Annotated in this window: 21 protein-coding genes and 1 pseudogene; 9 read left to right on the forward strand and 13 right to left on the reverse strand. The window is 70.8% G+C overall.

The genetic code is table 11. The features are described 5' to 3' along the window. Positions 1-44: 44 nt before the first annotated feature. Together ACIBK0_RS29560 and ACIBK0_RS29565 are read left to right on the forward strand one after the other, a co-directional pair. Entirely contained in the window at positions 45-695 is a 651-nt protein-coding gene (locus ACIBK0_RS29560) for a DUF4230 domain-containing protein (RefSeq protein ID WP_399086546.1), read from the forward strand. An 83-nt stretch (positions 696-778) separates the two neighbouring features. Continuing rightward, on the forward strand, positions 779-1,144 hold the full coding sequence (locus ACIBK0_RS29565) for a cupin domain-containing protein (RefSeq protein WP_399086549.1): 366 nt from the start codon (positions 779-781) through the stop codon (positions 1,142-1,144). A gap of 280 nt (positions 1,145-1,424) precedes the next feature. On the opposite strand, the gene ACIBK0_RS29570 is transcribed toward ACIBK0_RS29565, so the two are convergent. From ACIBK0_RS29570 to ACIBK0_RS29600, 7 genes are all read right to left on the reverse strand, one after another. Further along, positions 1,425-2,138, reverse strand: coding sequence for an NAD(P)-dependent oxidoreductase (locus ACIBK0_RS29570; protein ID WP_399086552.1), 714 nt, complete (start codon positions 2,136-2,138; stop codon positions 1,425-1,427). 177 nt (positions 2,139-2,315) lie between these two features. Next, positions 2,316-4,076: a complex I subunit 5 family protein gene (locus ACIBK0_RS29575; RefSeq protein ID WP_399086555.1), complete on the reverse strand. Its 1,761-nt coding sequence runs from the start codon at positions 4,074-4,076 to the stop codon at positions 2,316-2,318. Next, positions 4,076-4,423: a sodium:proton antiporter gene (locus ACIBK0_RS29580; RefSeq protein WP_399086558.1), complete on the reverse strand. Its 348-nt coding sequence runs from the start codon at positions 4,421-4,423 to the stop codon at positions 4,076-4,078. Before ACIBK0_RS29580 ends, ACIBK0_RS29575 begins: the two co-directional genes overlap by 1 nt. Next, on the reverse strand, positions 4,423-5,163 hold the full coding sequence (locus ACIBK0_RS29585; protein ID WP_399086561.1) for an MnhB domain-containing protein: 741 nt from the start codon (positions 5,161-5,163) through the stop codon (positions 4,423-4,425). Before ACIBK0_RS29585 ends, ACIBK0_RS29580 begins: the two co-directional genes overlap by 1 nt. Continuing rightward, positions 5,160-5,420: a hydrogenase subunit MbhD domain-containing protein gene (locus ACIBK0_RS29590; protein WP_399086564.1), complete on the reverse strand. Its 261-nt coding sequence runs from the start codon at positions 5,418-5,420 to the stop codon at positions 5,160-5,162. Before ACIBK0_RS29590 ends, ACIBK0_RS29585 begins: the two co-directional genes overlap by 4 nt. Beyond that, a complete protein-coding gene (locus ACIBK0_RS29595; RefSeq protein WP_399086567.1) occupies positions 5,413-5,865 on the reverse strand; it encodes a monovalent cation/H+ antiporter complex subunit F in 453 nt (150 codons plus the stop codon). Before ACIBK0_RS29595 ends, ACIBK0_RS29590 begins: the two co-directional genes overlap by 8 nt. Next, positions 5,862-6,044 (reverse strand): hypothetical protein, encoded by a 183-nt coding sequence (locus tag ACIBK0_RS29600; RefSeq protein ID WP_399086846.1) that lies wholly within the window; start codon positions 6,042-6,044, stop codon positions 5,862-5,864. Before ACIBK0_RS29600 ends, ACIBK0_RS29595 begins: the two co-directional genes overlap by 4 nt. 271 nt (positions 6,045-6,315) lie before the next feature. Between ACIBK0_RS29600 and ACIBK0_RS29605 the strand changes: the two genes are divergently transcribed. From ACIBK0_RS29605 to ACIBK0_RS29620, 4 genes and pseudogenes are all read left to right on the forward strand, one after another. Continuing rightward, positions 6,316-7,341: an alcohol dehydrogenase gene (locus tag ACIBK0_RS29605; RefSeq protein WP_399086570.1), complete on the forward strand. Its 1,026-nt coding sequence runs from the start codon at positions 6,316-6,318 to the stop codon at positions 7,339-7,341. Positions 7,342-7,784: 443 nt separating this feature from the next. After that, positions 7,785-7,988, forward strand: a pseudogene (locus tag ACIBK0_RS29610) (SpoIIE family protein phosphatase); the annotation flags it as partial. Positions 7,989-8,187: 199 nt separating this feature from the next. Further along, entirely contained in the window at positions 8,188-8,748 is a 561-nt protein-coding gene (locus ACIBK0_RS29615; RefSeq protein ID WP_399086573.1) for a VanZ family protein, read from the forward strand. Between the two features lie 183 nt (positions 8,749-8,931). Then, a complete protein-coding gene (locus tag ACIBK0_RS29620) occupies positions 8,932-10,170 on the forward strand; it encodes an RICIN domain-containing protein (RefSeq protein WP_399086575.1) in 1,239 nt (412 codons plus the stop codon). Between the two features lie 151 nt (positions 10,171-10,321). Here ACIBK0_RS29620 and ACIBK0_RS29625 read toward each other — a convergent pair whose 3' ends face one another. Beyond that, positions 10,322-10,489 (reverse strand): hypothetical protein, encoded by a 168-nt coding sequence (locus tag ACIBK0_RS29625; protein WP_399086578.1) that lies wholly within the window; start codon positions 10,487-10,489, stop codon positions 10,322-10,324. A gap of 320 nt (positions 10,490-10,809) precedes the next feature. Next, on the reverse strand, positions 10,810-11,049 hold the full coding sequence (locus ACIBK0_RS29630) for a hypothetical protein (protein WP_399086581.1): 240 nt from the start codon (positions 11,047-11,049) through the stop codon (positions 10,810-10,812). Positions 11,050-11,266: 217 nt separating this feature from the next. On the opposite strand from ACIBK0_RS29630, the gene ACIBK0_RS29635 reads away from it, so the two are divergent. The 3 genes from ACIBK0_RS29635 to ACIBK0_RS29645 all read left to right on the forward strand — a co-directional run bounded on the left by ACIBK0_RS29635 (position 11,267) and on the right by ACIBK0_RS29645 (position 14,501). Continuing rightward, positions 11,267-12,304, forward strand: coding sequence for a PHP domain-containing protein (locus ACIBK0_RS29635; RefSeq protein WP_399086584.1), 1,038 nt, complete (start codon positions 11,267-11,269; stop codon positions 12,302-12,304). 66 nt (positions 12,305-12,370) lie between these two features. Continuing rightward, positions 12,371-13,183, forward strand: a complete 813-nt coding sequence (locus ACIBK0_RS29640; RefSeq protein ID WP_399086587.1) for an SAM-dependent methyltransferase — start codon at positions 12,371-12,373, stop codon at positions 13,181-13,183. 355 nt (positions 13,184-13,538) lie between these two features. Next, complete coding sequence (locus ACIBK0_RS29645) at positions 13,539-14,501, forward strand: SDR family NAD(P)-dependent oxidoreductase (protein WP_399086590.1); 963 nt, start codon at positions 13,539-13,541, stop codon at positions 14,499-14,501. A gap of 91 nt (positions 14,502-14,592) precedes the next feature. Here ACIBK0_RS29645 and ACIBK0_RS29650 read toward each other — a convergent pair whose 3' ends face one another. From ACIBK0_RS29650 to fdh, 4 genes are all read right to left on the reverse strand, one after another. Then, positions 14,593-15,426 carry an alpha/beta fold hydrolase gene (locus ACIBK0_RS29650; RefSeq protein WP_399086593.1) on the reverse strand — a complete coding sequence of 278 codons (834 nt, stop codon included), beginning with the start codon at positions 15,424-15,426 and terminating at the stop codon, positions 14,593-14,595. A gap of 92 nt (positions 15,427-15,518) precedes the next feature. Further along, the gene (nrfD, locus tag ACIBK0_RS29655; RefSeq protein WP_399086596.1) at positions 15,519-16,439 is read right to left on the reverse strand and encodes an NrfD/PsrC family molybdoenzyme membrane anchor subunit; all 921 of its coding nucleotides are present in this window, start codon (positions 16,437-16,439) and stop codon (positions 15,519-15,521) included. Positions 16,440-16,525: 86 nt separating this feature from the next. Beyond that, on the reverse strand, positions 16,526-17,365 hold the full coding sequence (locus ACIBK0_RS29660; RefSeq protein ID WP_399086599.1) for a 4Fe-4S dicluster domain-containing protein: 840 nt from the start codon (positions 17,363-17,365) through the stop codon (positions 16,526-16,528). Continuing rightward, positions 17,362-20,607 carry a formate dehydrogenase gene (gene fdh, locus ACIBK0_RS29665; protein ID WP_399086602.1) on the reverse strand — a complete coding sequence of 1,082 codons (3,246 nt, stop codon included), beginning with the start codon at positions 20,605-20,607 and terminating at the stop codon, positions 17,362-17,364. Before fdh ends, ACIBK0_RS29660 begins: the two co-directional genes overlap by 4 nt. Between the last annotated feature and the right edge of the window lie 3 nt (positions 20,608-20,610).

Genomic DNA, 20,610 nt, shown 5'->3' on the forward strand with positions numbered 1-20,610 from the left:
GTGACTTGGAGGGTACACGGACGGTTGAAAGGAGGACCGTCGACATGACGACGTCCATCAAGCGCATGCCCGGCTGGGCGAAGGTGGTCAGCGCCTTCGTGCTGGTACTCGTGGTGCTCTTCGCCGGGCTGCGGCTGGCCCTTTTGCCAGGGCTGCGCGATGTGTTCGGCACCGAGACGCACGACCGGTCGGGCCCCGCCCTCCTCAAGTCGATCCGGGACATCAGCCGTTACGACGCCGCGTCGGGCAACTTCCAGGTGGTCGTGGACCTGGAGAAGGACGCCAAATACCTGCCCGACGCGATCCGCGGCACCCGCACGCTGTACGTGGGGGCCGGGACTGTCGACGCGTATGTCGACCTCGGCACGCTGGGCGAGAAGGACGTGACGGTCAACGCCGACCGAACGTCCGCCACGCTCCGGCTGCCGCACGCGGCGCTGGGTAAACCCGCGCTCGACCCCGACCACTCCTACGCCGTCTCCAAACAGCGCGGTCTCCTCGACCGGATCGGCGACATCTTCTCCGACAACCCCAACGACGAGCGGGCCGTCCAGAAGCTCGCGGCCAAGCACATCGGCGACGCCGCGAAGGACAGCCGCCTCACCTCACGCGCCGAGGCGAACACCACCGGCATGCTGGAAGGCCTGCTGCGCTCCCTGGGCTTCACGGACGTGACGGTCACCTACGGTGCCTGAGCGTCCGAGGCCGACGTGGCCACCCGGATGGCAGTCCGCTGCGGGCGGGCAGACGATGGAAGGGGCAAGGGAAGGGAGCCGTCATGCTCGAGATCAAGACGGTCGACAAGCCGGATGAACGGCGTGATTTCCCGCGCGGCCACCTCGAAGCGGTCCACATGACCGGGCTCGACTTCGCCGTGGGAACCTTCGAACCGGGCTGGCGCTGGTCCGAGTCGGTGGGCCCCATCGTGGGAACCAAGAGCTGCGAGATCCACCACAACGGATATGTCGTCCAGGGAAGGATGCACCTCCGCATGGACGAAGGCGGCGAAGGAGAAGTCGGCCCAGGCGATGTGTTCGTCTGCCCGCCCGGGCACGACGCATGGGTCGTGGGCGACGAGCAAGTGATCGTGTACGACTTCGCGGGAGGCATGGCAACGGATTACGCGAAGGCGGCGAACGACTAGGAACTGTGGTCCGTTTCTCGTAGACCCTCTCTGCGGGTCCTCTGTACCGGTCCGCTCTACGGGCCCTCTGTACCGGTCCGCTGTACGGGTCCTCTGTACCGGTCCGCTCTATGGGGCCTTCGTACAGGTCTTCGTCGAAGCCGGGAGGCCGTCCGCCGCGTGAGCCTTCGCGTCGGCGGGCGACCTCGCTTCTCTGCGAGCATGGAGCAGCACTCGCCGCTCCCCCTCATCGACGAGGTCGCGGACCTCGCGGAGCCGCAATACGCCCCGCACGCCACCATCAGCCCCTGGCCTCACCCGTCTTGCCGCCGAACGCCTCCTTCCGGATGAGATCGAAGAAGCTCGGCGTCCCCTCCGTCGTGCGCACGTCGACATAGGCGTGCACATGCGGCCCCTCCACCGTCTGCCGCAGCAACGCGTGGGCGAGGTCGGCCCGCGCGGTGTACCGGCCGGGCAGGCGCGACATGCCGATCTCGTAGTCGCTGACCGCACCCGCGTCGAACAGGCCGCCCGGGCGGACGACCGTCCAGTCGAGGTCGGTAGCGCGGACGATCTCCTCCATACGCCGCATGTCCTCGTACACGGTGCGGCCCATGAACCGCACGACGGCCGGCTCGAGCACCTTCCGGAACAGCAGCCGCTCGCCCGGTGCCGGTGTCCCGAAGAGAACCGTGGAGGTCACGGCGGCGAGGCGTCGTACGCCGTGCTTGGTCATGGCCTGCGTGACGTGCGTGATTCCGGTGGAGTACACACTTACCCGATCACGGGTGTAGGGGACACCGAGCGCAGAGATCACGGCGTCCTGACCGGCCACAGCGCGTTCCACCGCGTCGGGGTCGTACACATCCGCCTCGACCACCCGCACCCGCGGCCCCCTCACCGGAAAGTTCTCGGGCTGCCGCGTCACGGCGGCGACCGCATGGCCTGCCGCGCTCGCCTGCTCGACGACCAGGCGCCCGGTCGGTCCGTTCGCTCCGAAGACGACGATGTTCATGGGGTTTCTCCCTCTGGCTCCGACGGTTTCCGCGGACAAGAGGGCCGGGGCGGCCGGAGTGTGACACCGCAGAGAGTCTTTGAGACGCGGCCCACATTCTTGGGACGTGTTCGGCCGCCCCCGGAGACGGGTTCGGCGTCGGTTCGTTCCTCGGGGGCGAAGCGCGGGGCAGCCCGCTCAGCCGCCCAGAATCCCCGGCAGCGCCAGCGTCCCCAGCAGCGTCGCGCCGACCAGCATCCAGGCGACGTAATCGCCGATGTGGCCGGACTGGAGGCGCCGCAGAGGGCCCGTCCAGGGCCGCTCGCCCAGCAGCGTCGGGCGGGTCACGGCGAGTGCGGCCAGTCCCAGGGCCAAGGCCGTGGAGGCGAGGCCGAGGAGCACTCCGGCAAGGGTCCAGTGCGGCGAGGTGATCGCCCCACCGGACCCCGCCTCGCTCACGCCGTGGCCCACCACTTCGGCGAAGCCGGGCGCCACGCCCACGGCGAGGGACGCGGCCAGCAGCAGCGCGGGGACCGAGGTCATCGTGTCCGGCACGCGCTTGAGGCGGTGCCGGGTCTCCGGTTCCTCGCCGGTGCCGGTGATCTCGTACGACGACTCGTCCTTCGGCCTGGGGCCGAGGCCGAAGAACACCCGCGCGGTGACGCGCAGCACCGCGGCCGCGGTCACCGCCGACACAGCGACGAACACCACGGTGAGTGGTTCTCCGACCGCCTCCTCGGTGATCGATTTCCCGAGCCCGGTCCCGAAGGGCGGCAGCCCGGCGAGGCCCAGCGCGCCGACGCCGAACATCACACCGACTCCACGCAGCTGCCGGGCGCGACCGTGCAGCGCGTGTTCGTCGACGCTGCCGTACCGGTCGAGCAGGATGCCCGTGCAGGCGAACAGGGCGGCCTTCACCCCGGCATGACCCAGGATGTAGAGCGCGACGCCTTCGTCCGCCTCGGGCGTGAGCCATCCGATGCCGATCACGAAGAGCCCCATGTGGGCGACCGTCGAGTACGCGAGCAACCGTTTCACATGCCGCTGGTACCAGCACATGAGCGCGCCAACCACGCTCGTCAGCACGCCGAGGACGACCAGGGCGCGCTCGACATCGGCCGCGGGGATCCCGCCGGGCCCGGAGAAGACCGTCCCGTACACCCGCCAGACGCCGTACGCGCCGAGTTCGACCATCACCCCGGACAGCAGCATGCACACCGGTGTCGGCGCGACCGCGTGCGCGTCCGGCAGCCAGAAGTGGAAGGGCACGGCCGCCGCCTTGACCAGGAGGGCTGTCAGGACGAGCACGAAGGCCGCGAGGGTGAGGGCGTCGGGCCCGCCGTGCTCGTCGAGGCCGCGGCCGATCTTCACCATGGCGAGCTCGCCGGTGCGCGCGTACAGCAGCCCGATGCCCAGCAACATGGCGTACGCGCCCAGGGAGTTGACGACCCCGAAGGTCAGTGCGCCCTGCACGGCCTTCGCCTCCTCGACGCGATGGCCGGTCAGCGCGTACGCCACGACGCTCATCAACTCGAAGAACACGAACGCGTCGAAGAGGTCGCCCGCGATCGCGAAGCCGCACATGCCGCCCTGGAAGAGCAGCATCAAGGCGGGGAACGAGGCCGCGTGGCGGCGCGGCGCTTCCTCGAAGTAGCGCCAGGAGTACGCCAGTGCGGCCAGGGTCAGCAGCGACGCGAGCGCCGCCATTCCGAGCCCCGGGCCGTCGCCGACGAGGACGATCCCGACGCTCTCGCCCTCCTTGGGCTGCCAGCCGCCCACCCACTCGACCAGCGGCGGCGAGGAGTTGAGCAGCAGGACGACGGCGAGTCCCGCCGTGCCCGCGGAGACGACGCAGCCCACCGTCTCGGCGACGGCCCGCGGCAGCCGGCGGCCGCTCGCGACGAGCAGTGCGGCCCCGAGCAGTGGAAGAGCGACGAGCAGCGGCAGCAGGTGGTTCATCAGCCGCGCAGCTCCGTGAGTTCGTCGGGGTCGACGGTGCCGTGCCGTTTGGAGACCTGCATGACGAGGGCGAGCAGCAGCGCGGTGACGGTGGCCCCGACGACCACGTCGGTCAGGGCGAGGGCCTGTACGACGGGGTCCACCACGGGCCGTGAGCCGGGCTTGATGTCGGAGAAGACGGGCGCTGTGCCGCCGTCACGGTAGCCGACGGCCAGCAGCAGGACGTACGTGGCCGACTGGCAGACCGCGAGGCAGCCCACGGCGTGGATGAGGTTGCGGCTGGTGGCGATGCCGTAGCAGCCGACGAGGAAGATCCACACGGCGACGAGATACGGCAGTACGGACATCACTTCGCGTCCTCCTGTTCGATCTCCACGGCCTGGTCCAGGAAGCGGGCGAGCAGCACGACGACCGCGCAGGCGACCTCCATGCCGATGGCCGCATTCAGGAGGGGGATGGTCCCGCCGGACGACAGGGTGTTGAACGTGCCGTACGGAAGCAGTGTGTTGGCGAGGAAGGCCGCGCCGCCGATGAGCCCCGCGAGACCCGTGACGAGATAGGCGGACGCGGCGAGCGCGTCACCGACCTCGTACAGGCCGACCGGCCGGATCCGTTCCAGGGCGCGGTAGTCGGCGCCGAGGTAGAGCAGGTGGAGGGCGGTCGCGGCGACCACACCGCCCTGGAAGCCGCCGCCCGGGCTGAGTTGTCCGTGGGCGATGACGTACAGGCCGGTGAGCAGGGCGACGGGCAGGACGATCAGTGCGTAACGACGTACCGGGAGCGGCACGGAGGCGGGTTCCGGTTTCGCGCGCCGTTCGTCGCGGGTCTGGCGCAGCAGCACGACCGTGCCGAGGACGGAGGCGAAGAGGATGCTCATCTCGCCGAGGGTGTCGAAGGCGCGCTGGTCGAAGTTGACGGACGCGATGGTGTTGGCGGTGCGGCGGGCCAGCGACGCGTGGACCGCCCGGTCGCCGTACGGGTGTGACGCACCGCCGAAGCCGGGCAGCCGCAGGCAGGCGGCGACGAGGAGCACCCCGAGGCCCGCGCCCCCCAGGGCCAGGATCCACAGCCGCAGGCGACGCGTCATGAGGCCTTGTCCTTCTTCCGCCCGCGTCGCCGCACCTTGCGGACCGACAGCAGCAACAGGAGCGGGGTCAGGGCGGAGCCCACGGCGAGCTGTGAGAGGGCCACGTCGGGGGCCTGCAGCACGGTGAACAGGACGGCCAGGGTCGTGCCGAGAACCGCGAGGACGAGGGCCTGGCGCTCGGGATCGCGCACCGCGACGGCCGCGGTCGCACTGGCCGCCACCAGCAGCAGAGCCACGACGATGAGCGGGTCATCCATGGCGGCTCCCGCCCAATCCGCCGGCCAGGGCCCGTGACGCGATGAGGTTACCGCCGATCAGCAAGGCGCCGGTGACCAGGAGCTTCACCATCGCGCGGCCCGGTCCGCCGACCGCGCACAGGACGAGCACGACGACGGCACCGAACGCGGCGACCGCGTACGTGAGCCATGGGGCCTTCGGCGGGTCCTTCTCCAGGTCCTCGGCGAGCAGCCGGGCGAAGACCAGGGTGCCGACCGGGCCGAGGAGAGCGAGGACCAGGGCGAGATCGACGTACGACGGCCGGTCGTAGCCCTGCGCGAGGAGCAGCAGGCTGGGGCAGGCCAACGACGTGGACAGGTTCTGCGCGACGACCCGGCGCCGCAGCGGCCCGGTGGCGACCCCCCACACCGTGGCACCCACTCCCCCCGCGAGCGCGGCCGTCGCCGCGACGGTCCAGCCGTTCACCGCCCGCGCACCGCCCGCCGCGCACCGCCCGCCGCGACGGCACCGACCAGCGCGGCGGCCGCCCCCACGACGAGTTCCAGCGTGTCCACCGTGCTGATGAGAACCAGCCACAGCACCGCGAGGGCGGCCCACCATGCGAGGACTTCGAGCGCGCCCCTGAGGGCGGCACGCCGGTTCATACGCCACCTCCGGGGCTCCTCGTTCTCCGCTTTGCCCAGAAATATCCGCTGCGCCATCCAAACATCGCCTTGCCGCGACGAGGCGGCGGCGCGCAAGGGGCCGGTGCCCGGAGTGCCCTGCCGGCGCGAAGGCAAACCGGTCATGCGGCGGCGGGACGTCCGGGCCGTGCCCATCGTTCACGCGATCTGCTTCGGCGCGCGTGATCGCGCGGGAACTGGTGTGCTGGTACAGGGGGTCGCCGTTCTCGTTCCCGATCCCGGAGAGATCCCGATGAGCACTTATCGAGCCGCGCAGGTGGCCGCCGCCGGCAGTCCGTTCGAGATAGTCCAGCGCGAGGTGCCGCAGCCGGGCCCCGGTCACGTACGAGTCACCGTGGACGCCTGCGGAATCTGCCACAGCGACTCCGTCTTCGTCGACGCTCAGGTGCCGGGCGTGCGGTTCCCACTGGTTCCCGGGCATGAGATCGCCGGGCGCATCGAGGAACTCGGCGAGGACATGCAGGACAGAGGCTGGCAGGTGGGCGACCGGGTGGCGGTCGGCTGGTTCGGCGGCAGCTGCGGCCACTGCACACCCTGCCGGCAGGGCGACTTCATCGTGTGCCAGAACCTGAAGGTCCCCGGTTGGGCGTACGACGGCGGTTTCGCCGAGTCGGTGATCGCACCCGCCGACGCCCTCGCCCGGATCCCCGACGCGCTGGCGGCGCCCGATGCGGCACCTCTGGCCTGCGCGGGGGTGACCACCTTCAACGGGCTGCGGCGCAGCTCCGCCCGGCCGGGCGATCTGGTCGCCATTCTCGGCATCGGCGGTCTGGGCCACCTCGGGGTGAAGTACGCGGCCGCTATGGGCTTCGAGACCGTGGCCATCGCCCGTGGAGCCGACAAGGCCGACTTCGCCAAGCAGCTCGGCGCGCACCACTACATCGACAGCACGGCGGACACCAGCGTCGCGGACGCGTTGCAGTCCCTCGGCGGTGCCAAGGTCGTCCTGGCCACGGCCGCCAACTCCGACGCCATCACGGCGACCGTGGACGGGCTGTCCCACCGGGGCGAGCTGGTGGCCGTCGGTGTGGACATGGAGCCGCTCGGGATCAGTCCGGTACAGCTGCTCATGAGCGGCAGGATCGTCCGCGGGCACCCGTCCGGCACCGCGCAGGACGTGCAGGACACCATGGCGTTCAGTGCCCTGCACGGGATCCGGCCGATGATCGAGCCCGTGCCGCTGGACCGGGCCGACGAGGCGTACCGGAAGATGATGTCCGGCGCCGCCCGCTTCCGCATGGTGCTGACCAACGGCTGACCTGGCACGTGTCGCCTTGATCTTCCTCGTTCCCGCACCCGCACCCACACGGGTGCGGGTGCGGGAACGAGGAAGTCGAACTCCTCCAACGGGTCCAAAACAGCGGGTCCGGATTCACTCCAGCGACGTCGTCGAGGCGGGAATGACGTGACGGAACCGGAGATCGACTACACAGCGGTGTTCCGGGCTCTTCCCGGCGCGGCGGCACTGCTGACCCGCCGATTGCGCTCTGTGGACGCCAACGACGAGTTTCCCGCGCCTGCTGGACCGCACCCGCGAGCAAGTGGTCGGCCACCATCTGTCCGACCACCCGAATGACCCCGCAGCGGCCGTCATCGGCACTCTTCAGGCGTCACTGAGCCGGGTGGCGGAAACCGGTCAGTACGACTCGGCGCTGGAGCACGACTCGACGCTGGAGCGTTACGAGGTGGCGGACCCCGACCGAGGGCGCCCTCCTCGTGCTGTACACCGACGGTCTGATCGAACGCTGCCGCGAGGACATCGACACCGGCCTCGCGCGGCTGGCCGGTTCGCTGGTCCGCCACCGTGCCGCCGCCCCTGAAGCCCTCGCCGACGCCCTGCTGGCCGACCTGCTCCCGCCCGGCGGCGCCATCGACGACACGGCCCTGGTCATCGTGCGCCTTTGACCGGCCTGCCGCGGACAGGCAGAGCAGGAGAGGGCCCAGCGCGGCGGTGAGCTGCACGGTGGTGTACCTCGAAGGCGACGCCGAGGCCCTCCTGACGACTCGGCCTGATGCTGTCGCTCCCCGCCGTGTCGTTCGCATCGAAGCCTCCAGTCGGGGTAATCGCCTTTATCCAGAGGGCAGTTGAAATCGGGAGGATCGCATGACGCTCTTCCGCACGGCGTTACGCACGCGTGCCGCGAAATCCGGGCGTCGTCCGTCAGCGCCCCCGCGGGAGGCGAGGGCACTGCCCCTTCCCGTCCGACTGTTGGCCATGCTGTTCGCCTTCGCGGCCATGGTGGCTTTCGCGGTCGCGCTGGCCCGGCTGACGCTGGAGCCGTCCCCGGCGTCGGAGGCGCTGGTCCACAGCAATCTCCACCCCGGTCGATCGCTGCACGCCTACCTCTCCCAGCCGGAACTGCGCGACGCCGTCAAGCAGATCGGCGGAAACCTGCTGCTCGGGGTGCCCTTCGGCGTGCTGCTGCCCGTGCTGGCCCCAAAGACCCGGGGAATCCTGCGTGTTCTCGCGCTCACCGCCGCGGTCATGCTGCTCGTCGAGCTGGTCCAGGGCGCGCTCATCAGCGGGCGCGCCTTCGACATCGACGATGTCATCCTCAACACGGCCGGGGCGCTGGTGGGCTACCTGCTGCTCGGGCGCCGGCTCGGCCGGGTGGTACACCCGCGCGACCGTCGTCGCACCCGTCGCGGCGCCGCGAAGGCCTGACGTACATCGTCACCGTCCCTCGCACGCGTTCTCGACGAACTCGCCTCAGCGCACTGAAGAGTTGGTCCGGACCAGACTCTTGACACCCCCTTACCTCACTTCTTAAATCAAGAGGCGAAGCATGCACCCCCCACCTCAGTCGGCCCACCCGGTCCCCGGGATCGCCGTACGGAAGAGAGAGTCATGGACTCCCCACGCCTGCTCCGACGATGTCTCTTCGCCACACTGTCCGCCGTGCTCGTCGCGTCCGCCGCCGTCGCCCCCGTCCACGCGGGCTCCGCGACGACTGCGGCTGCTGCCGCCGTGACCTTCCAGGACAATTTCGACGGCCCCGCCGGTTCGGCCGTCGACTCGTCCAAGTGGCAGATCGAGACCGGCGACAACGTCAACAACCACGAGCGGCAGTACTACACGTCCGGCAACAGCAATGCGGCCCTGGACGGCCAGGGCCATCTGGTGATCACCGCACGCCAGGAGAATCCGGCCAACTACCAGTGCTGGTACGGCACATGCCAGTACACCTCGGCCCGGCTGAACACCTCCGGGAAGTTCACCTCGACGTACGGCCATGTCGAGGCGCGGATGAAGATTCCGCGCGGGCAGGGCATGTGGCCCGCGTTCTGGATGCTCGGCACACCGGTCAACTGGCCGGACTCGGGCGAGATCGACGTCATGGAGAACGTCGGCTACGAGCCGTCGACCGTGCATGGCACGATCCACGGTCCCGGGTACTCCGGCTCGGGCGGCATAGGCGCCGCGTACTCCCTGCCGAACGGCCAGGCCTTCGCGGACGCCTTCCACACCTTCGCGGTGGACTGGGCGCCCGACTCGATCACCTGGACGGTGGACGGCACCGTCTACCAGCGGCGCACGCCCGCCGATCTGGGCGGCAGGACATGGGTGTTCAACAAACCCTTCTTCCTGATCCTCAACCTCGCCGTCGGCGGCTACTGGCCCGGAGATCCCGACAGCTCCACCTCCTTCCCGCAGCAACTCGTCGTGGACTCGGTGACGGTGACGACGAGCGACACCTCCGGCGGCACCGGCGCTCCCATCAAGGGCCTCGCGGGCAAGTGCGTGGACGTGGCGGGAGCGAACCCCGCGAACGGCACCGCCGTACAGCTCTACGACTGCAACGGCACCGCCGCCCAGAACTGGACGGTGTCCTCGGACGGCACGATGCGCGCCCTGGGCAAGTGCCTGGACGTCACCGGCAACGGCACGGCGGACGGCTCGACCGTCCAACTGTGGGACTGCACGGGCGGTCCCAACCAGAAGTGGGCCGTCAGCTCGGCCCACGACATCGTGAACCCCCAGGCCAACAAGTGCCTGGACGTCACAGGCAACAACTCTGCGAACGGCACACGACTGCAGATCTGGACGTGTACCGGCGCGGCCAACCAGAAGTGGACGGTGGGCTGACAAGACCGCTCGGGCGGGCGAGCGGAGGGTCCGGCGGGGTTGCCCCGGCCGGACCCTCCGTGCTGATCGGCCGACAGCCCCCAAGGTTCCTGACCGCCCGCCCGCGGCCCCCACCGCGGGCGGACGGAACCGGTCGGCCGGTGTCGGCCCGTCAGCAGCTCATGGGGTGGTGTGCGCACCAGGACGAGCCGTGCTGTCCGGCGGCGGTCCAGAAGCACACGTCTCCGGCCGCCGGGGCGCCGGCCGCGGCGACTGAGGCGGCGGCCAGTGCGGTGGTGGCGGCGAGGGTGGCTGTGAGCACTGCGAAGCCACGGAACATGACGGCTCCCGGCGGAAAGGGGGACGCCGGGGGCGGTGGTGATCAACCGGCAAGATCAACGTGCCCTGGCGGGAGCGGGCGCATGCGCGGTTCCCGTCGAATAATGATCTTTGCCGGGGTGCGGGTGCATTCGTGCCCGCGCAGCTCACAGCGGCGCGAAACCCACAGGTCCGCGCGCTCCCCGAGCGAGACTGGACGCCGCGCCGGCACTCGACGCTCGCGCGGGCACGGCCGCGCATCGCCGCGTCACGGCCGGATGCCCTGGGCCCCTGCCCGGCGCTTGCCGAACGCTCCCCGGCCCGCCCGAGCGCTGTCCGCCGTCAGCGGCGCGGTGTCCAGGTCAGCTTGTCGCCGCCCACCCACCGCACGACCTCCGGGTCGTCGAGGTCGTGGACGGTGATGCCGTAGGCCGCGGCGGTCTCCAGGACATCGGTGATCGCCTTCGCCTCACCGACCACTTCGCCGTCGATCTCCATGATCCGGAACGGCGGCGTACCCGGCTGCACCCCGAGCACCATGATCCGTGGGTGGGAGATGTGGGGGCTCGCAATTTCGGTCATGAATAGAGCGTAGAGCGGTTACCCCGGGTCAGCCGTGGAGCGGTTCCAGCACCCCCGCCCCGGCGGCCCCACCTGCGGCCGGAGGGCCGGAATCGACCTGTTCGCCCAGCCGGGTGAGCGGCCGGGGGACGCCCCTGCCGCAGGGCCCACGTTCGTCCGCCGTGCGAGCTCACGAGGCCTGGGCAACGCTTGAGGGAGCCGGAGCGAGGAGGCGCCGATGGACCCCGTCGAGGCCCTGGACCGGATCGCGTTCCTGCTGGAGCGGGCCCAGGCCCCCACGTATCGCGTACGTGCCTTCCGCACCGCGCGGGCCGTACTGGCCGCGCTGCCCGCCGACGAGGTGGCGGAGCGCGCCGCCGCCGGGTCGCTGGAGTCGCTCAAGGGCATCGGACCGAAGACGGCACAGGTGGTGCTCGGGGCGCTGGCCGGTGGGGTGCCCGGATATCTGGAGAAGCTGGAGCGCGAGAACGCGGCGCCACCCGCCCATGGGGGTGAGCGGCTGCGGGCGTTGCTGCGCGGCGACTGCCATGTGCACTCCGACTGGTCGGACGGAGGCAGCCCGATCCAGGACATGGGCCTGACCGCGGCGCGGCTCGGCCACGAGTGGGCCGTGCTCACGGACCACTCGCCGCGGCTGACCGTGGCGCGCGGGCTGTCCCCCGAGCGCCTGCGCCGGCAACTGGACGTGGTGGCGGAACTCAACGAGCAGTGGGCCCCCTTCCGGCTGCTCACCGGCATCGAGTGCGACATCCTCGACGACGGATCGCTCGACCAGGAGCCGGAGTTGCTGGACCGGCTGGACGTCGTTGTCGTGTCCGTGCACTCCAAGCTGCGCATGGACGCGAGGCCGATGACCCGCCGCATGGTCGCCGCCGTCCGCAATCCGCTGGCGGACGTCCTCGGGCACTGCACCGGACGCCTGATCGGCGGACGCGGCCGGCCCAAGTCGGAGTTCGACCCGGACGCGGTCTTCACGGCCTGTGCGGAGTCCGGCACAGCGGTGGAGATCAACAGCCGGCCCGAGCGCCTCGACCCACCGCGCGACCTGCTGCGCCGAGCGGTCGACGCGGGCGTGCTCTTCTCCGTGGACACCGACGCGCACGCCCCCGGCCAGCTCGACTGGCAGATCCTCGGCTGCGCCCGGGCCGAGGAGTGCGGGGTGCCCGCCGAGCGCGTGATCACCACATGGACCGCGGAGGAGCTCCTGACCTGGGCCGCGGACCGGGAGACTCCGGCACGTGCGGCAACCTCCTGACGTGGTCCCGTCGGATCTGATTTATTCGGCCCAGGACATCTCGTGGGTACGTGGAGAGGAGAAGCCGTGAGTGAGGGCCGCAGCCCGGTGGACAGTTCGTCGAGGGTCAATACCGGCGTGGCGCACAACGCCCGGGTCTGGAACTACTGGATCGGCGGCAAGGACAACTACGAAGTCGACCAGGTCGTCGGTGACCAGGTCGCGACGATGTTTCCGGTGATCCGGGACGTGGCCCGGGCGGATCGCGACTTCCTGGGCCGCGCGGTCCGGTATCTGGCGGCCGAACGCGGGGTGCGGCAGTTCCTGGACATCGGCACCGGACTGCCGACCTTGGACAACACCCACGAGATCGCCCAGCGGATCGCGCCCGAGTCGAGGATCGTCTACGTCGACAACGACCCCATCGTGCTCGCTCACGCCCGTGGCCTGCTGACCAGCACGCCCGAGGGAACGACCGACTACATCGACGCCGATGTCCACCACCCGGACGACATCGTCGAGGGTGCCACCGAGACCCTCGATCTCGACGAACCCGTCGCGGTCATGATGCTGGGCATCCTGAACTTCGTGCTCGACACCGAGCAGGCGCAGGACATCGTGCGCCGGATCATGGCCGCGGTCCCCTCCGGCAGTTGTCTCGCCCTCACCCACCCCACCACCGACCCCGATCTCGGCGGCGAGGGCAACATCGACGCCATGAAGTTCTGGAACGAGAACGCCACCCCGCCGATCACCGCCCGTAGCCGCGCAGAGATCACGGCCTTCTTCGACGGCCTGGAGCCGGTCGCGCCGGGCATCGTCTCCTGCTCCCTGTGGCGCGCCGAGTCCGGGTCCCCCGCGGCCGTGCCGCAGTTCGGCGCGGTGGCCAGAAAGCCCTGACCGTCGGGGCCCGTCGGCGGCGCGCAGTTCCCGGCGGCGTCCTGTAACCCGAGGCCGTGACGCACGTCACCACGCAAGCCGCCCCTCCCAGGGAACACTCCCCGGTAGTTACCCGTTGAACGATCCGTGGGTGCGGATGGGACAGTGTCCCCGGGCCTCACCTTTTGCTCACAGGGACGATCGTTCGGCTGAAGCCCTGTGGAGCCTTTCGCCGAGAGGCGACCGCCATCCGTGCCCACCACAGACGGCCCCGACCGAGATTCCCCCGTCCGGTCGGGGTCTTTTTCTTTGCCCGGGGGCGGCACGACGGCGCCCGCTTGACTTCGAGTCCGCTCCAATTCGTAGCGTGCCACGCATGACCACTGCACAGCACAAGATCGGCTCGGGCTTCGGTGCCCGGAGCACCGCCGACGACGTCCTTGAGGGAATCGATCTCTCCGGAAAGCTCGCGATCGTCACGGGCGGCTACTCGGGCCTCGGCCTGGAGACCACCCGCTCTCTCACCAAGGCGGGCGCCCAAGTCGTCGTCCCCGCGCGGCGCCCGGCCGTTGCCCGCGAGGCACTGGACGGCATCGAGGGGGTCGAGACCGACGAGCTCGACCTCGGCGACCTGGAGAGCGTGCGCGCCTTCGCCGACCGGTTCCTCGCCTCGGGCCGTGTCGTCGACATCGTGATCAACAACGCCGGGATCATGGCGTGCCCGGAGACTCGGGTCGGGCCCGGCTGGGAGGCCCAGTTCGCGACCAACCACCTCGGTCACTACGCGCTCGTCAACCGGCTCTGGCCCGCGATCGAGCCGGGCGGAGCGCGGGTCGTGTCCGTGTCGTCCACCGGTCACCACCTCTCCGGCATCCGCTGGGACGACGTGCACTGGCGGCACGGCTACGACAAATGGGAGGCGTACGGGCAGGCGAAGACGGCGAACGTGCTGTTCGCCGTGCACCTCGACAAGCTCGGCCGCGAGTCCGGCGTACGGGCCTTCGCACTCCACCCCGGCGGCATCCTCACTCCGCTGCAGCGGCACCTCCCCAAGCAGGAGATGGTCGAGCGCGGCTGGATCGACGAGAACGGCACCCTGCTGCACCCGGAGGCCTTCAAGACACCCGAGCAAGGCGCGGCCACCCAGGTCTGGGCCGCGACCTCGCCGCAGTTGGCCGACATGGGCGGGGTGTACTGCGAGGACTGCGACATCGCCGAGCCCGCTCCGGCGGACGAGGAGATCCGGATCGGCGTCATGGACCACGCGGTCGACCCCGAACAGGCGGCGCGCCTGTGGGAGCTGTCGGCGGAGCTCACCGGGGTGAACGCGTTCGCGTGACCTTCGCTGGACGCCGGGCCTGGCGTCGAGGCCCCGCGACGCCAGGCCCGGCGTCGCGGGACCTCAGGCCTGGCCTGGCGTTCGCGGGACTTCAGGCACGGGCCATGAACTCGCGCAGGTCCGCGGTGAGTTCCTCGGCATGTGTCGCGAACAGTCCGTGGCCGGCGTTCTCGTAGACCTTGAGCGTGCTGTCGGGCAGCAGCGCCGCTGCCCGACGGCCGGTCAGGTCCAGTGGCGCCGACGCGTCATGCGTGCCGTGGACCACGAGGACCGGCAGGTCGAGCTTGGCCAGCTCGGGGGCGTCGTTCAGGGTGACCACGAGGTCGCCCAGGGCCGCCCCGGCCCGTGCGGTCGCTCCGTGGCAGCGGTTGACCATGGACTGCACATACGCCTCGGAGAGGTCGTTCCCGGGGAGGTCGAGGGCGAAGAACGCGCGGGCGCCGTCCGCGAAGAACGCGGCCCGGTCGCGTCGGAACGTCTCGTTGCCGGCCTCGATGAGCGCCGGGTCGACGCCTCCGGGGTGGTCGGCGGACCGCGCGGGCCCCGGCGCCATGCCCGCGACCAGAGCGACCCTGGCCACCCGCTCCACGCCGTGCCGGGTCAGGCAGCGCACGACTTCGGCGGTGCCCAGGGAGTGCCCGACGAGCGTGACCTCCCGCAGGTCGAGGTGGCGGAGCAGCCCGTCCACGTCATCGGCGAGGCTGTCGAGGTCGAAGCCGCCCCACACGTCGTCGGACCGGCCGTGCCCGCGCCGGTCGAACCCGACACACCGGTATCCGGCCTCGGCGAGCGGCAGCATCTGGTACTCCCACATCTCCGTACCGAAGTAGGAGCTGTTGACGAACACCACCACCTGTCCGGCAGCGGGCCCGTAGTCGACGAAGTGCAGCCGGGCGCCATCGACGGGGCTCTCGAAGTACGGCATGGAATTCCTCCCGGAATCCGGTGACGGGCGTGTCGATCGGGTACGCCCTTCATGGTTCCGGGAGGCCGCAGGCGCGTCGATTACCTCACAGGTCATGCACCGCCCGCTCCGGCACCCTGCTGCCGCTGCTCCACCTGCTCACGTTGCGGAACCACCGTGTACTTCGGGTCCTCGGCCGAGGCGATCCCGGCGGCGAAGACACCGAATCGGGTGCAGGCGGAACCCGTGAGCAGGGCGAGGCCGGACAGCGCCGCGGCGGCGCGGCAGCGGCCGCCGAGGACGGCCCCGCCCAGGGCGCCGGCCACGGTGAGGGTTCGGGCCGTGCGCAGCAGCACACCCGCCCTGCCCTCCCGGTAGGTCTCCGCGACGAGCCCGAGGCGCCGTTCCGCGGCCTCGGTGACCGCGGTCTCGGCGAGCGCTGCCAGCCCGCCGGCCCAGCGGGCGGGGGTGTTCTCGGAGGTCGGGCCGACCACCAGGGCCATGCCCGCGGCGGCGGCCGTCGCCGACGCGGCGAAGAGGTGGGGCAGTTCGCGGTGGGCGTCGTGCCACGCGGGCACTGCCGTGTCCGCCGCCAGGACTCCGGTGTACGCCGCGACGGCCGGTCCGAGGAGCGCGGCCGCGCCTGTCGCGGCGGCTCCGACGCGTGGCAGCCGACCCGTCACCGCGCCGGCCGCCGCCGCACCCGTCGCGGGCCCGTACAGGGACAGCAGCCAGGATCCGACGCTCATCGGCGAGGTGGGCTTGAAGACCCGGAGCATGTTCGCGAAGCGGTCCGGCCGTCCCAGGTCGTTGATGAGTGCGGCGGCGGAGAGCGAGACGGCCGCGAGCGAGGACACCTTCATCGCGGTCGCGGTGGTCGTACGCCCGGTCAGGTGGGCGCCCGCCGCGAGCACCGACCCGGCGCCTGCGAGGCCGCCGAGGAAGAAGTATCCGGCGATGTCCCGGGCGGCCCAGGCGGGCGCCTTGATGACGGGCCGGCCGTAATATGACTCGAACTCGGCCCGCGGGACCATGAGTTGCTCCCCGCGGCCTCTGCGCCCGCGACCACTCCCCCGCCCGGGTCGCCGGGGTTCCTGCGGGCTCGCGCTCCTGGAGCTGGTCATCGGCGCCCCTTCCCGGCCAGGGCGAACGACAGCGCCACACCGCCCAGCAGGGACAGGGCGGCCGCGCCCGCGTGCTTCCACATCGTGGGCAGGTCACGGGTGGTGACGACGGGGTCCGGGGGCAGTCCGTACACCTCGGGCTTGTCCAGGAGCAGGAAGAACGCGCCGTCGCCGCCCACGCCGTCCTCGGGGTCGTGCCCGTAGAGGTGGGCCTCGGTGACGCCGGCCTCGTGGAGCTGGTCGACGCGGAGCGCGGCGCGTTCGCGCAGTTCGTCCAGCGGGCCGAACTGGATGGACTCCGTCGGGCACGCCTTGGCGCAGGCCGGTTCCTGGCCGACGCCGAGCCGGTCGTAGCACATGGTGCACTTGAACGCCCGTCCGTCGGCGGGGCGTTGCTCGATGACGCCGTACGGGCAGGCGGGTACGCAGTAGCCGCAGCCGTTGCAGATGTCCTCCTGGACGACGACGGTGCCGAACTCGGTGCGGAACAACGAACCGGTGGGGCACACGTCCAGGCAAGCGGCGTGCGTGCAGTGTTTGCACACGTCGGACGACATCAGCCAGCGCATGCCGCCGTCCGCCCCGGAATCGCCGTCCGCCCCGGAATCGCCCTCCGCCAGAGGGAGTTGGGTACGTCCCTCCGGCTTCGGCTGCTCGATGAACGCCACGTGGCGCCAGGTGGACGCGCCGAGCGCCTGCGTGTTGTCGTACGACATGCCTGTGAGCGAGAGACCGTCCTCCGGGATCGCGTTCCACTCCTTGCAGGCCACCTCGCACGCCTTGCAGCCGATGCACACGGACGTGTCGGTGAAGAAGCCGACCCGTTCCTCGCTCATTTCCGGGCCTCCGTTCCGGTGGTTTCGGTGATGCCGGCGCGGCGGCGGTACTCGGCGACCAGGCGCGGCAGATCGGGCCCGCGCGGTCGGCGGCCGGGGCGGATGTCGGCGGTCAGCGCCTTGTCCTCCTGGATGTGCGAGTCGGGGTCGAGTGCGATGGCGACCAGTTCGTTGACCGCGTCGCCGGTGGAGACGCCGTTGGGGCCCCAGTGGAAGGGCAGGCCGATCTGGTGGAGGGTGCGGCCGCGTACCGTCAGGGGCTGGATCCGCTCGGTCACCATGACGCGCGCCTCGATGGCGTTGCGCGCGGTGATGACGGTCGCCCAGCCACCGTGCTCCAGCCCCCGCTCGGCGGCCAGTTGCGGGGAGACCTCGCAGAAGAGCTCCGGTTGCAGCTCGGACAGATAGGGCGACCAGCGGCTCATGCCGCCTGCGGTGAAGTGCTCGGTCAGGCGGTGCGTCGTCACGACGTACGGGTAGACGTCCGCGCCCGGTTCGTCGCCGCTCGGGTGGTAGCGGTTGCCCTCGCGCGTCAGCAGTTGGCGTACCGGAGAGCGTGGTGTCGAGGGGTGCAGGGCGTTGGTGAACGGCGAGTCCTGCGGCTCGTAGTGGGTGGGCATCGGGCCGTCCTCCAGGCCCGCGGGCGCGTACAGCCAGCCTTTGCCGTCGGCCTGCATGATGAACGGGTCGTCGCCGCGCAGCGCGTCGGGTCCCTTCGCGTCCTCGTCCGGTACGAAGCCGGGGGCCCGGTCGGGTACGAAGTCGGGGATGTCGTGACCGGTCCACTTCCCGGCGTCCTGGTCCCACCAGACGTACGCCTTGCGCCCGCTCCACGGCGTGCCGTCGGGGGCGGCGGAGGCACGGTTGTAGAGGATGCGCCGGTTGGCAGGCCAGGCCCAGGCCCATTCGGCGGCCACCCAGTCCTGTTCGGATCCGGGCTTCTTGCGAGCCGCCTGGTTGACGCCGTCGGCGTACACCCCGCAGTAGATCCAGCAGCCGCAGCGCGTCGAGCCGTCGTCCTGGAGTTCGGTGTACGCGCCGAGCGGACTCCCGTCCGGGCCATGGCCGTTGATCTCGGCGAGCACGGCGTCGGCGACGGGTTCCCGCAGCGGTCCGCTCACCGGGTACTTCCAGGTCAGGTCGAGGATCGGCCGGTCCATCGGGTCCGTCGACCCGGCCAGCCCCTCCTTGATGCGGCGCCCGAGGTGGTACATGAACCACAGGTCGCTGCGCGCGTCGCCCTCGGGCTCGACGGCCGCGTGGTGCCACTGCACCCAGCGGTTGGTGTTGGTGAAGGAGCCGGACTTCTCGGTGTGGGCGGCGGCCGGGAAGAAGAAGACCTCCGTACCGATGTCCTCCGTGCGCAGCTCGCCGCTCTCGATCTCGGGACCGTCCTGCCACCAGGTCGCGGACTCGATGAGCGAGAAGTCGCGGACGACCAGCCAGTCGAGGTTGGCCATGCCGAGGCGTTGCAGGCGTGTGTTCGCGGACCCGACGGCCGGGTTCTCGCCCATCAGGAAGTAGCCCTTGCAGACCCCGTCGAGCTGGGCCATGACCGTCTCGTACGTGGAGTGGGAGCCGGTCAGACGTGGGAGGTGGTCGAAGCAGAAGTCGTTCTCGGGGGTGGCCGCGTCGCCGTAGTAGGCCTTCAGCAGGCTGACGAAGTAGGCCCGCATGTTCGCCCAGAAGCCCTTCTCGGTGCGGCTCGCGGAGACGAACGCGTCGAGGTCCATGTGCGCGTGGGCGTGCGGCATGGGCAGATAGCCGGGCAGCAGGTTGAAGAGGGTCGGGATGTCGCTGGAGCCCTGGATGGAGGCGTGGCCGCGCAGGGCCTGGATGCCGCCGCCGGGGCGGCCGATGTTGCCGAGCAGCAGCTGCAGGATGCTCGCGGCGCGGATGTACTGGGAGCCGACCGTGTGCTGGGTCCAGCCGACGGCGTAGGCGAAGGCACTGGTGCGCTCGCGGCCCGAGTTGGACGTCAGCTCGTCGCAGACGCGCAGGAAGGTCGCGCGGGGTATGCCGCAGACTTCCTCGACCATCTCGGGGGTGTAGCGGGCGAAGTGGCGTTTGAGGACCTGGTAGACGCAGCGCGGGTGCTGGAGGGTGGGGTCGGTGGGCGCGTGGTGGCCGGTGCGGGCGCCGCCGGAGCCGTGGGCTTCGGGCCCGGCGGCCGTGCGCACCCGGTCCTCGTACTGTTCGTCGACCTCGCCCGTCGGCTGCTGCACCTCCGCGCCCTCGTACTGCCAGCTGTGCGGGTCGTAGTGCCGCTTGTCCTCGTCGAACCCGGAGAAGACACCGTCGAGGTCCTCGGTGTCGCGGAAGTCCTCGCTCACCAGGGTGGCGGCGTTGGTGTAGTTGAGGACGTATTCGCGGAAGTCCTTCTCCTCGGTCAGGACGTGGTTGATGATCCCGCCGAGGAAGGCGATGTCGCTGCCCGCGCGGATCGGGACGTACAGGTCGGCGAGCGCGCTGGTGCGGGTGTAGCGCGGGTCGACATGGATGATGCGGGCGCCGCGGGCCTTGGCCTCCATCACCCACTGGAAACCGACCGGGTGGGCCTCGGCGTAGTTGGAGCCCTGGATGACGATGCAGTCGGAGTGCTGGAGGTCCTGCATGAAGGTGGTGGCGCCGCCGCGGCCGAAGGAGGTGCCGAGTCCGGCGACGGTGGAGCTGTGGCAGACCCGGGCCTGGTTCTCGACCTGGACCACGCCGAGGCCGGTCAGCAGCTTCTTGATGAGGTAGTTCTCCTCGTTGTCGAGGGTCGCCCCGCCCAGGCTGGCGATGCCCATCGTGCGGGCCGTGCGAACGCCGTCGCGCTCCCACTCCCAGGTCTCGCGACGGGTCCGGATCACCCGGTCGGCGACCATGTCCATGGCCGTCTCCAGCTCGAGGGGCTCCCAGTCCGTGCCGTACGGGCGTCGGTACAGCACCTGGTGGCGTCGGGCCGGGCCCGTGGTGAGCTGCAGGGTCGCGGAGCCCTTCGGACAGAGGCGGCCGCGGCTGACCGGGGAGTCCGGGTCGCCCTCGATCTGGACGACCTTGTCGTCCTTGACGTACACCTGTTGGCCGCAGCCGACCGCGCAGTACGGGCAGATGGACTGCGTCACCCGTTCGGCGGTGTCGATGCGCGGCCGGAGCTGCTCGGTGCGCCGGGACTTCGCGGCGGCACCCCGGCCCAGACGGTCCTCGCCGGTGAGCTGACGGTAGACGGGCCAGCTGCGGAACCGGTCGGTCATGCCCATGAG

The organism is Streptomyces sp. NPDC050564, assembly GCF_044457265.1.
Classification (GTDB): Bacteria; Actinomycetota; Actinomycetes; order Streptomycetales; family Streptomycetaceae; genus Streptomyces.

Bases quoted from the DNA above. Each gene is read 5' to 3' on its own strand.
- ACIBK0_RS29605 (WP_399086570.1), top strand. From the start codon at position 6,316: ATGAGCACTTATCGAGCCGCGCAGGTGGCCGCCGCCGGCAGTCCGTTC.
- ACIBK0_RS29650 (WP_399086593.1), bottom strand. From the start codon at position 15,426: ATGCCGTACTTCGAGAGCCCCGTCGATGGCGCCCGGCTGCACTTCGTC.
- ACIBK0_RS29645 (WP_399086590.1), top strand. From the start codon at position 13,539: ATGACCACTGCACAGCACAAGATCGGCTCGGGCTTCGGTGCCCGGAGC.
- ACIBK0_RS29560 (WP_399086546.1), top strand. From the start codon at position 45: ATGACGACGTCCATCAAGCGCATGCCCGGCTGGGCGAAGGTGGTCAGC.
- ACIBK0_RS29615 (WP_399086573.1), top strand. From the start codon at position 8,188: ATGACGCTCTTCCGCACGGCGTTACGCACGCGTGCCGCGAAATCCGGG.
- ACIBK0_RS29590 (WP_399086564.1), bottom strand. From the start codon at position 5,420: ATGGATGACCCGCTCATCGTCGTGGCTCTGCTGCTGGTGGCGGCCAGT.
- fdh (WP_399086602.1), bottom strand. From the start codon at position 20,607: ATGGGCATGACCGACCGGTTCCGCAGCTGGCCCGTCTACCGTCAGCTC.
- ACIBK0_RS29575 (WP_399086555.1), bottom strand. From the start codon at position 4,076: ATGAACCACCTGCTGCCGCTGCTCGTCGCTCTTCCACTGCTCGGGGCC.
- ACIBK0_RS29660 (WP_399086599.1), bottom strand. From the start codon at position 17,365: ATGAGCGAGGAACGGGTCGGCTTCTTCACCGACACGTCCGTGTGCATC.
- ACIBK0_RS29565 (WP_399086549.1), top strand. From the start codon at position 779: ATGCTCGAGATCAAGACGGTCGACAAGCCGGATGAACGGCGTGATTTC.
- ACIBK0_RS29600 (WP_399086846.1), bottom strand. From the start codon at position 6,044: ATGAACCGGCGTGCCGCCCTCAGGGGCGCGCTCGAAGTCCTCGCATGG.
- nrfD (WP_399086596.1), bottom strand. From the start codon at position 16,439: ATGGTCCCGCGGGCCGAGTTCGAGTCATATTACGGCCGGCCCGTCATC.
- ACIBK0_RS29570 (WP_399086552.1), bottom strand. From the start codon at position 2,138: ATGAACATCGTCGTCTTCGGAGCGAACGGACCGACCGGGCGCCTGGTC.
- ACIBK0_RS29585 (WP_399086561.1), bottom strand. From the start codon at position 5,163: ATGACGCGTCGCCTGCGGCTGTGGATCCTGGCCCTGGGGGGCGCGGGC.
- ACIBK0_RS29625 (WP_399086578.1), bottom strand. From the start codon at position 10,489: ATGTTCCGTGGCTTCGCAGTGCTCACAGCCACCCTCGCCGCCACCACC.
- ACIBK0_RS29635 (WP_399086584.1), top strand. From the start codon at position 11,267: ATGGACCCCGTCGAGGCCCTGGACCGGATCGCGTTCCTGCTGGAGCGG.
- ACIBK0_RS29620 (WP_399086575.1), top strand. From the start codon at position 8,932: ATGGACTCCCCACGCCTGCTCCGACGATGTCTCTTCGCCACACTGTCC.
- ACIBK0_RS29580 (WP_399086558.1), bottom strand. From the start codon at position 4,423: ATGTCCGTACTGCCGTATCTCGTCGCCGTGTGGATCTTCCTCGTCGGC.
- ACIBK0_RS29630 (WP_399086581.1), bottom strand. From the start codon at position 11,049: ATGACCGAAATTGCGAGCCCCCACATCTCCCACCCACGGATCATGGTG.